The sequence below is a fragment of the Bacillus sp. JJ664 genome (assembly GCF_036962205.1).
Classification (GTDB): domain Bacteria; phylum Bacillota; class Bacilli; order Bacillales; family Bacillaceae_G; genus Gottfriedia.
Genome location: NZ_JBALMS010000030.1, coordinates 17,102 through 27,381, shown reverse-complemented (window position 1 = coordinate 27,381; position 10,280 = coordinate 17,102). Strand labels below are relative to the sequence as shown.

Below are 10,280 nucleotides of genomic sequence, written 5' to 3'. Positions count from 1 at the left end.
TAAAAACATATGTTTTTATTAAAAAATTTATCTCATTAAAATACAATTTCTTATTCACCCTGCTTCGTGAGAGATTAAGTACCATTTTGTAGCATTTTATAAATTCCTTATCAATAGACATATTGTTTCATATAGCTTGTTATATGGGCGGTAAAACTTCCGAATGTCTCCCCACTTTTCTATTTTTGTTTCTAAAATGAATGTTGAAATTTTTTCTCAAACTTCATAATTCATCACTTCAAGTTTAGTTAGGTAATCTTTTAAGAAGCCAATCGAGCGGTTTAAATAAATCGTGTCATTATATAGCTTTGTCATCATAAGTGAACCTTCAATCGTAGATATAAATATTGTAGTTAAAGTTTCAGAATCGGTAGTAGGTATGATTTCTCCAGTTTTTATACCAGTTCGAACGATTTGAATGATCATAGAGTATAAATCATTCATGGCCATTACTGTCGCCTCCCGTAAATCGGGATGTGCATCATCTGACTCTATTGCTGCATTTAAGATCGGACATCCTCCAGGAATAGGCTTTCCTTCTACTAAAAACAAAAAAACATCAAGTATAGCATTCAGCTTTTCAATAGTAGTATTTTGGTTTTCAATTGCTTTTTGAAAAGTCATGGACATTGTATTAATTGCGTAAGAAAATGCATCCAATGAAAGTTCTGCTTTACTTTTAAAGTGATTATATATTCCTCCTTTTTCCATCCCTGTTTTTTCCATGATATATGGAATAAGAGCAGGGTCTAAGTTACCTGAACGAGTACCCATCGTTACACCTGCAAGTGGTGTGAATCCCATTGAAGTATCAATAGACTTTCCACCTTTAACAGCTGCAATACTTGCACCATTTCCTAAGTGACATGAAATAAGTCGTAATTCTTCGATTGGTTTACCGATTAATTCTGCCGCTCTAGCAGTTACGAACTTATGAGATGTACCATGGAATCCATATTTTCGAATACCAAATTGTTTATAGTATTCATAAGGTAAGCTGTATAAGAATGACTCTTCAGGCATTGTTTGGTGGAATGCCGTATCAAATACTGCTACTGCAGGAATACTTGGTAAAATTTGTTTAAACGCACGAATACCAACTAAGTTAGCTGGATTATGAAGTGGCGCTAAATCTGAAAGTAGTTCAATTTGCTTCTCTACTTCTTCAGTAATTAAAGCTGAGTCAGTAAATAACTCTCCACCGTGAACTACACGATGTCCTACACCGTGAATCTCATCGAACGAAGAAATAACACCTAAACCTGTTAGCTTATCTAATAGCATTTTTACTGCTACAGCATGATCAACAATGTCTGTTACTTCTTTCATTTTTTCACCATTTACTGTGATAATAAAAACACTATCTTTTAGGCCAATACGTTCTACTAACCCTATTGTAAGTACTTTTTCACTAGGCATCTCGATTAATTGGAACTTTAACGAAGAAGAACCAGCGTTAATTGCAAGAATATTTGCCATGTTTCAACATCTCCTTTAAACATGAAACTGTTATATTTTTTTTATTGAAATTATTATAACACAAATAAGTTTACGTGTTTAAAAGTTCAATTATTATAAATTTTCTTTAAACCATGAATTCATTTGAAGCATGATGTCTTCAACAGCCTTCATATTAGTTAACTTAGGGAAATCAACTAATAAAGCATGTTTCGGCTTCTTCATATTTTCTGCATTTTTTCGGATAATTAATATGCTTTTTTGATGTCTTTCATCCTTAAAGGCAGATACTGGCAACTGTATTAATCCTTGAATCACACCTGTTTCATTAATATAGTTCTGTAATGCTTGAGATTGTTCTGAAGTAAAAAGATGATTTGGTACTAATCCGATGAAAAATCCACCAGATTTTAAATAGTTCATACTTTGTTCAATGAATAAATGATGAGCAAAAGACATTCCTTCCTTTGCTTTTAGCGTATAAGCTTTTGCACGTTCATCATTCGGATAAAAACCGATTGGAAGATCGCATACAACTAAGTCAACGGGATCAACAAAAAGAGGTGCCAAGCTATCTTGATTAAATAATTCTATTTCGTGACCTAATAAATTTCCGACAACAAACGCGATTCTTACTAAAACATCATCTACGTCTATTCCAACTGATTCAGTAAATTTATCTTTAGACGCATTTAGAATCGTTAATAAAAGATTACCTGTACCAATAGCTGGGTCTAAAATTTTCAAATCTTTTTTTCCATCTGTAAATTTTCCAACTAAATAGGAAACAATAAAAGCAATTCCATCAGGTGTCATCTCATGATTTGTTTGAACACCTTGTTTCATTCCTTTTAAGATTGCTAATTGGAACGCGCGTCTAATGCTTTCATTATCTTTTGTTGTTTCATTGTACTGTTGGATTATTAACATTAATTTCTCTTGCTGTAAGTCATTTATTTCATCTTGTAATATTTCCCCCTCGAAGAAATTCTCACCTGTTTCAATTAATGCTTCTAAATAAGAGAGCTCTAAATTATCTTTTAACAATTCTGTAGATTCATCTATGTTATTAAATAAAAGTTCAACCGTATTTTCTTTACTCATATATGTATTCCTCACTTTCTAAATTGTTTAATCATTGTTTCTCATTATACGTATGCCTTTTAAGCGTGTCCACTTTATTAATTGTGTAAAAGTTATTTCTTTTAGCTTGTATGTATTTATTTCTATATTTGGACAAAATTGATATGAACTTGATTTTAAGAATGCGTTCGTTGATTACAATTCAAAACCAAAAAATAACAATCATTTAGAATAGAACCTAAAATAAAGAAGACCTCGAAGTATTCAAGGTCTTTAATCAATTAACTGATTTTTGCTTTTTTTAAGACAGGCTTTTTAAATTTAATGATTGAATCGAATGATTTTTTTCCATGCACAATTTTGTATAAAGTATTTACTACCATTATAAATGTGTAAGGTTTATATGCTAAATACTTTGGTTCCCAACAATTTGCAAACTTACTTTTATATGTTAGTAAGCCTTTGAAATTATAAATCGAATTACCGTATTTAAATATTAATTTAGCCGATTTTTCATATAAAGTAGCATTGGAATCAATTCCTACATTTGCTAAAGGTGCCATACCTAAACTACACTTAACAAATCCTTTTTCTTTAGCCCAAAATAGGATTGAAATAAATAGCATATCCATTGCCCCATATGGCATATCTCTTTTATGTCTCATCAAATCAATGGAAATGATTTCACCTTCAATTGCTAAGGTTGCAAATGCAATGATTTCTCCATCACTATTTTTTAAACTTGCAACGGGAAATTTTGAAACATAATCATAATGAAAAGAACTGACAGAAAACGATAGTTCTTCTCTTCCATTTAACCATTCATCAGATACTTTTTTTAAATTCTCTAGGAAATACAAATCATGTTCTGGCATTGTAACTTCAAATTCAAAGCCTTGACGTATTAATCTATTCCTTTTCGTACGAAGCTTCGCGCCTTTTTTACCTGTAATTTCATATTGTTCTAGCTCAACAACTGCTTCTTCACCTAATTTAAATAAGCTATATCCTGCTTTTATATATACATCTTTCATATTTTCATTTATTTGATAGAAACACGGCACACATTTCATGCTCCTGGCATATTGTTCAAATTCTAGTAATGCTTCTATAGAATTTTCGCCAAGTGCGTCTCCTAAAACAACAAATTTGTCTTTATTTTTTCGATAGAGAAATGCAGCCTTTTTATTTTTTGTAACAAAAATATCCTTATCCCCAAGAAATCCTAAATGTGTTTGCGATGAACCACCATAAGTTTGTATAAATTCTTGAATGTATTGGATTGTATTTCTGTCTTTATGCTGAATACATGTTTGTTTCATAATTCCCCCTTATGAAGCTTCAATATCACCTGCAAATTCTATTTTACAAAAAAAATGATGTGAACGGGAAGATAATATTAAATTTTTTTAATAAACTATTATTTGGTAAAAATTAGGCCCTACTGTATAATTCAATTTATTACTTATTAATGGATGTGATGAAATGGATAAGAAAATAGGTTTTATAGGATGCGGGAAGATGGCCCAAGCGATGATCGGCGGGTTAATTGACTCCAATCTAATTGAAAGAACTAACATTATTGTAAGTGCTAAATCAAATGAAACACTCGTAAAAGTAAAAGCGTTATATGATATTCAAACAATGCAAAACAACGTGGAATTAGCTACAAAAGTTGATTATTTATTCTTAGCTGTCAAACCAAATTTGTATCCAACAATCATTGATGAAATTAAGGATAGCATTTCAAATCACACGGTTATTATCACAATTGCAGCAGGTATTACTTTAGAAGGGGTAGAAAAATCTTTTGGTAAGGAAGTAAAAATTATTCGTACGATGCCAAATACCCCATCATTAGTAAGAGAAGGCATGAGTGCACTTTGTCATAATCAAATCGTTACAGATTCTGAACTTGAGGAAGTTATGGCTATTTTTAATAGCTTCGGGAAATGTGAAATTGTAAATGAAAATTTAATGGATGCAATCCCGGCAGTTAGTGGATCCTCACCTGCTTATGTGTATTTAATGATTGAAGCACTAGCTGATGGCGCTGTTTTACAAGGAATCCCACGTAAACAAGCTTATAATCTAGCTGCCCAAGCCGTACTGGGAGCTGCTAAGATGGTACTTGAAACTGAATTACATCCAGGTGAATTAAAAGACCAAGTATGCACACCAGGAGGAGCAACAATTGAAGCAATTGCTGAGTTAGAAAAGCAAGGATTCCGCTCATCAATTATCGCCGCTATGGAAAGATGCACAGCAAAATCTAGCGCTCTTGGTAAATAAATTCGTGTAAATAGAATAGAATTACTTTTTTTCGCTAAAAGAGAAAACCATAAAAATGCCTACTATTTTAACTAGTAGGCGTTTTTTCTTTTAATTTTAAGTATGTCCAACCAAATACTATCAACTCTTCAACATAACAAAAAAACTGCCGAGTATGACTCGGCAGTTTTGATTACTCAATAAGAGTATTAATTATTTTGCTGCTTTTACAGCTTCGATTGCTGCTTCGTAGTTTGGATGGCTTGTACCTTCACTTACGTATTCTACATAAGTTACTACGTCATTTGAATCTACTACGAATACTGCACGAGCAAGTAAACGTAATTCTTGCATTAATACACCATAAGCTTCACCAAAAGAAGCGTCACGGTGATCTGAGAAAGTATGTACATTTTCTAATCCGCTAGCTGCACACCATCTTTTTTGTGCGAATGGTAAGTCCATAGAAATAGTTAATACTTCAACGTTTCCAATATTAGATGCTTCTTCGTTAAAACGACGAGTTTGTGCATCACATACACCAGTGTCTACTGAAGGTACTACACTAATTAAACGAACTTTTCCAGCAGAAGTCTCTAAAGTTACTGGGCTTAGGTCATTAGCTAATACAGTATAGTTTGGAGCTTTTTCTCCTACTTTTACTTCAGAACCAATTAATGTTACTGGATTGTTTTTGAATGTTACAGATGCCATGATAATTCCTCCCAAAAATTACAAAATGTTCACAACATTTATCTTACTGGAAGGAATGCATGAATGCAATTAACTTTACTCAAAATTTATATTTAATCTAATTCTGAATCGTAGCCATCTTCTTCATCAACTGGATCTTCTTTTTTCTTCATATAACTCTTCACTTTTTCCAAAGCTTGCGGTGTTAAATCCATTAATTTTTCAATTAAATGTGTGTTCTGATCTAAGTGTAAAAGTTTTACTCCATGCTTGTTTACAATTAAGAAAGCAATTGGTGTGATTGAAGCTCCACCACCAGTCCCTCCTCCAAATGGATGCGGACTTCTAGTTTCTGTTTGTTTAACCCCATCAACAAGATGATAGTTTCTAAACTCACTTCCTCCAGCAGCAAAACCTACACCTACTTTTGAAACTGTTAAAATGATGCTTCCATCAGGTGTGGAAATTGGATCACCGATTATTGTATTCACGTTGATCATTGCAGATAAATTTTCCATCGCTGCATGCATTAAATCACCGATTGGATGTTGACTCATTATTAATCACCTCGAAATAGATTCAAATGGATGTGTAACTTGAAATTCTTTTCTTGTCTTCCTATAAGCCAAAAATACTAAAAAGCCTGTATAAACTGCTTTTCTAATTGAAAATGAAAAACGAATTTTCCCATTCGCCTCAATGATTGTTGCATAATAATTAGGTGTAATATCTATATTTGGTGGTTTATGTAAAATCGTAAATCGTTCTAAAATATTTTCTACAATTCCGATCATACTGTAAGCTGTACCAATAGATATCCCTGTTAAAGCCGAATTTCCAACACCAAAGTGGACATGGTAATTAACATTATATATTTGCACTGATTGTAAAAAACGAATAATGATAGTATGCGCATTTGAATATAAATTTATGAAAAAATCAATTTGTTGCAGGATAGAAATATCTCTTTTTTTCTCCAAATGCTCTAACTCTTCTTTGACTTCATTTGGCCTTAATGGAACGATAAATTTATATCTCAATAAATTTTTTAACATAGAGATTTTTACAATCATAATTCGTTCTTGATTCGTATAAATGGTATGACTCATTACTCTAAGATCAATGAAAAGAATCAATAGAATAAACACTACAATTACGATTGCAATCAAAATTAAGAAGGAATAAAAGTAAAGCAAGAAACCACCCTTTTTTGTATCAGTATGGGCAATCAAACTTTTCCATAAACAAAATGATTGGCAAAAAACTAACCAATCTTTCTCACTGCTTGCCAAACGCCCGCTTTCTTCGTTGCCATGCCTGCTTATGATGCTCATTACCGTCAAAGGTAAATCCGCTCCTCATACGGCTTTTTCGCCTCGAAATACATACATTTTCAGAATCTCTTTGTTATTATTCTTCGGCTACAAACAAAAAAGAATGGTAAAAAACTCACCATTCTTTCATAAAAATATAAAACACTAGTTTCTAGAAAATACTACATTTCCACGACTGATTGTTTCACTACATGCTAATGTTAGTAAATCATCTGGATTCACTTGAAATGGATCTTCATCAAATAATATAAAATCAGCGTTATATCCTTCTTTTATTAATCCTCTGTAATGGTCTTGTCCAAATGATTTTGCACTACTAACTGTATATAATTTTATAGCCTCAAATAGACTAATTGCTTCTGACTCATTATATGTTAAACCGTCTTTTGCTTTTCGAGTTACTGCCGAATATACACCTTGCCATGGATTAATTGTATCAATTGGCGTATCTGACCCATTTGCTATTGGTATCTTTTCATCTAAAAGAGTTTTAATAAGGAAAGCATTTTTATTACGTTCTTCTCCTATTCTCTCGATTAGCCATGGATAGTCGCCATATAAAAATGATGTTTGAACATCAATCACAATATGTAGTTTCTTCATTTCTTCAATCAATTGCTTTGACAATAATTCACAATGGATAAATCGATCTGGAAGTTCTAAATGATTCGGATATTTTGTAACAACATCAATTGCTTGTTTTACTGCTAAATCACCGATCATATGAAAAGCTACTGGTAGACCTGCTTCTCTAGCTTTTTTCGTAATTGATTCCAATTTAATTGGTGCAGTGACTTGTAACCCATTTGTATTGTGATCATCATCATATGGCTTTTCTAAAAGAGCTGTTCTCCCACCGAAAGAGCCATCTATAAAAGCTTTTACTCCACCAAAGGAAACATTTTCATTGCCACTATGTAAACGCCCTTTTACATCATCCAGAGTTGTATGATGTATTAAGACATGCGTATGAAAAGAAAGCTCTTTTAATAATTGTTCATATAAATCAACAACTAGGTTCGCATTGCCATAATATGATAGATCCTCTGTCACACAAGCGACGATACCATGGCGATGGCAATCCTTTACAGCTGTCGTAATTGCTTTTGATAAATAAAGATCATCCGGTGCTGGCATTGCTTTTATAATTAAATTAACTGCTTCATCATATAGTAGCCCATTTAATCTACCATCTACAAAAGCACCAACCTGTCCGCCTTCAATCTCTGTCTGCTGATTGATTCCAGCTTCAATAAGTGCAATTGAGTTAACGAAATAAACATGTCTACAAGTTCTTTTTAAAACAATTGGATTTTCTCTTGATAGCTCATCTAAATCAACAATCGAAAAATCTACTTGATTTGCCCATTCATTTTCATTCCATCCTTCCCCAATGATCCATTCATTAGGCTTGGCATCTTTTACTGCGGAATTCATTTTTTGAAGCATCTCATGATATGATGAACAGTTTGATAGGTCAACACGATTCATCGCTTCACCATGGCCTATTAAATGTAGGTGACTATCGATAAAACCTGGCAGTCCTATTTTCCCCTTGCAATCAATCATCTCTGCAGCTTCATCAGCTAACCAAGTTAACAAATCATCGTATGAACCTGTTTTCACTATTTTCCCGTCCTCGGTACAAATCGCTTCAAGCGTCTCTCCTTCACTTGCCATCGTATAAAATAGTCCATTAAACCAAAGCTTTTTCAATTAGAACACCGTCCATTCTAAACAATATGCTATTTTAGATTCTTTTTTAAGAGCAAACATAAAAAAAGAGGGAATATTCCCTCATTTTAACATAAGTATTCGTTTATTTCGATTCTGGCATTTGTTCCCTAGCACGCAACTCAACTCTTCTAATTTTCCCAGAAATAGTTTTTGGTAATTCATGAACAAATTCAATTTTTCTGGGATACTTATATGGTGCAGTTACTTTTTTTACATGTTCTTGTAATTCGACAACTAGCTCATCACTGTTAGAAGAGTGCTCAGTTAATACAACAAACGCTTTTACAACATTACCTCGCAGTGGATCAGGACTTGCTACAACAGCGCATTCCTTAACCAGTTTATGCTGAACGAGTGCATCTTCTATTTCAAATGGTCCAATTGTATAGCCTGCACTGATAATAATATCGTCGCTGCGACCATCAAACCAATAGTATCCGTCTTCATCCTTTTTAGCCCGATCACCTGTAATATAATAGTCTCCTCTTATTTGAGCTTTTGTTCTACTCGCATCATTATAATAATGTTTAAATAATGCAGGAGAATTGATATGAACCGCAATATTACCAACTGTATTCGTCCCAACCGGTTTTCCATCTTCATCAACAATTTCAACTAAATTGCCTGGAGTTGGAACCCCCATTGAACCCACTTTGGCTTTTAAGTCTTTTAATGTTCCAATTAATAATGTATTTTCTGTTTGGCCATAACCATCTCTTACATCAACCTGAAAGTATTTTTTAAACGTATGAATAACTTCTTGGTTTAAAGGCTCACCTGCAGAAACAGCACTTCGTAAAGCAGGTAATTTGAATTGGTCTAAATTCTCAGCTTTTGCCATGAAACGATACTCCGTCGGTGTACTACAAAATACAGTAATGTTATGTTCATTTAATAAAGTTAAGAATGTTTCAGGATCAAATTTACCCTCGTAAAAGAAACCAGTCGCCCCGCTTCCTAACGTAGCGAGAAACGGACTCCATATCCACTTTTGCCACCCTGGACCCGCTGTTGCCCACACAACATCATCTTCTGTTACATCTAACCAACTTGAAGCGATTGTACGAATATGTGCATATCCCCAACTATGAGTATGTACTACACCTTTTGGATTTCCAGTTGTTCCTGACGTATAGGATATAAATGCTAAGTCATCACTTTTTGTTTCTACTGTTAAAACATGTGCCCCAATAATTGCTTGATCGTTTAAGGAGTTCCAAACACCAGCTTGTTCGTTAATCGTAAATAATTTATAATTCCCACTCTTAGCAAATCTACTAAAAGTATCTATATACTGATTATGTGCTACAATCCCTTTTACATCACTATGGTCAATTCGATATTGAATATCTTTAAATGTTAGCATTTCTGATCCTGGAACGATTACACAACCGATTTTTAAAATTGCTAAATAAACAGCGTATGTCTCTACGCATCTAGGCATCATGACAAAGAGTTTGTCCCCTTTCTCAATCCCATTGTTCTTAAATGAAAATGCATATTGATGAACCTTATTATATAAATCTTTATAAGTAATCGAATGAGTCTCACCATTCGCATTTACCCATTTTAAAGCTACCTTACTTGTTGTCGCAAATTTTTCAATTTCCCAAACAAGATTATATACCTTCGGAGCAACTAAATTGATTCCATTCATATGGAAACTCCCCCTTTTACACGATTACTAATTTATATTTAGTAGCT

General features: G+C 33.2%; 9 protein-coding genes and 1 pseudogene. 1 reads left to right on the top strand and 9 read right to left on the bottom strand.

From position 1 onward, the window contains the following. Positions 1–216: 216 nt before the first annotated feature. The 4 genes and pseudogenes from V7056_RS05135 to V7056_RS05120 all read right to left on the bottom strand — a co-directional run bounded on the left by V7056_RS05135 (position 217) and on the right by V7056_RS05120 (position 3,863). Entirely contained in the window at positions 217–624 is a 408-nt protein-coding gene (locus tag V7056_RS05135; protein ID WP_499699914.1) for a TetR family transcriptional regulator C-terminal domain-containing protein, read from the bottom strand. Between the two features lie 83 nt (positions 625–707). Continuing rightward, positions 708–1,479 (bottom strand): annotated as a pseudogene (locus V7056_RS05130) (acetate/propionate family kinase); the annotation flags it as partial. A 93-nt stretch (positions 1,480–1,572) separates the two neighbouring features. Beyond that, positions 1,573–2,562, bottom strand: coding sequence for a class I SAM-dependent methyltransferase (locus V7056_RS05125; protein WP_499699908.1), 990 nt, complete (start codon positions 2,560–2,562; stop codon positions 1,573–1,575). 260 nt (positions 2,563–2,822) lie between these two features. Continuing rightward, positions 2,823–3,863: a phosphatidylglycerol lysyltransferase domain-containing protein gene (locus V7056_RS05120; RefSeq protein ID WP_499699907.1), complete on the bottom strand. Its 1,041-nt coding sequence runs from the start codon at positions 3,861–3,863 to the stop codon at positions 2,823–2,825. A 163-nt stretch (positions 3,864–4,026) separates the two neighbouring features. On the opposite strand from V7056_RS05120, the gene proC reads away from it, so the two are divergent. Then, entirely contained in the window at positions 4,027–4,833 is an 807-nt protein-coding gene (gene proC, locus V7056_RS05115; RefSeq protein ID WP_499699905.1) for a pyrroline-5-carboxylate reductase, read from the top strand. 192 nt (positions 4,834–5,025) lie between these two features. Here proC and tpx read toward each other — a convergent pair whose 3' ends face one another. From tpx to mbcS, 5 genes are all read right to left on the bottom strand, one after another. Further along, a complete protein-coding gene (tpx, locus tag V7056_RS05110) occupies positions 5,026–5,526 on the bottom strand; it encodes a thiol peroxidase (protein WP_499699903.1) in 501 nt (166 codons plus the stop codon). Between the two features lie 92 nt (positions 5,527–5,618). Next, the gene (ytfJ, locus tag V7056_RS05105; RefSeq protein ID WP_499699901.1) at positions 5,619–6,062 is read right to left on the bottom strand and encodes a GerW family sporulation protein; all 444 of its coding nucleotides are present in this window, start codon (positions 6,060–6,062) and stop codon (positions 5,619–5,621) included. Positions 6,063–6,068: 6 nt separating this feature from the next. Continuing rightward, positions 6,069–6,839 (bottom strand): DUF2953 domain-containing protein, encoded by a 771-nt coding sequence (locus V7056_RS05100; RefSeq protein ID WP_499699912.1) that lies wholly within the window; start codon positions 6,837–6,839, stop codon positions 6,069–6,071. Positions 6,840–6,983: 144 nt separating this feature from the next. Continuing rightward, a complete protein-coding gene (locus V7056_RS05095) occupies positions 6,984–8,555 on the bottom strand; it encodes an amidohydrolase (RefSeq protein WP_499699899.1) in 1,572 nt (523 codons plus the stop codon). Positions 8,556–8,658: 103 nt separating this feature from the next. Further along, positions 8,659–10,233, bottom strand: a complete 1,575-nt coding sequence (gene mbcS / locus V7056_RS05090) for an acyl-CoA synthetase MbcS (RefSeq protein ID WP_499699897.1) — start codon at positions 10,231–10,233, stop codon at positions 8,659–8,661. Positions 10,234–10,280: the final 47 nt, after the last annotated feature.

Excerpts from the sequence above, each read along its gene's own strand:
- V7056_RS05135 (WP_499699914.1), bottom strand. The coding sequence starts at position 624 with ATGACTTTTCAAAAAGCAATTGAAAACCAAAATACTACTATTGAAAAG.
- V7056_RS05125 (WP_499699908.1), bottom strand. The coding sequence starts at position 2,562 with ATGAGTAAAGAAAATACGGTTGAACTTTTATTTAATAACATAGATGAA.
- V7056_RS05120 (WP_499699907.1), bottom strand. The coding sequence starts at position 3,863 with ATGAAACAAACATGTATTCAGCATAAAGACAGAAATACAATCCAATAC.
- proC (WP_499699905.1), top strand. The coding sequence starts at position 4,027 with ATGGATAAGAAAATAGGTTTTATAGGATGCGGGAAGATGGCCCAAGCG.
- tpx (WP_499699903.1), bottom strand. The coding sequence starts at position 5,526 with ATGGCATCTGTAACATTCAAAAACAATCCAGTAACATTAATTGGTTCT.
- ytfJ (WP_499699901.1), bottom strand. The coding sequence starts at position 6,062 with ATGAGTCAACATCCAATCGGTGATTTAATGCATGCAGCGATGGAAAAT.
- V7056_RS05100 (WP_499699912.1), bottom strand. The coding sequence starts at position 6,839 with ATGAGCATCATAAGCAGGCATGGCAACGAAGAAAGCGGGCGTTTGGCA.
- mbcS (WP_499699897.1), bottom strand. The coding sequence starts at position 10,233 with ATGAATGGAATCAATTTAGTTGCTCCGAAGGTATATAATCTTGTTTGG.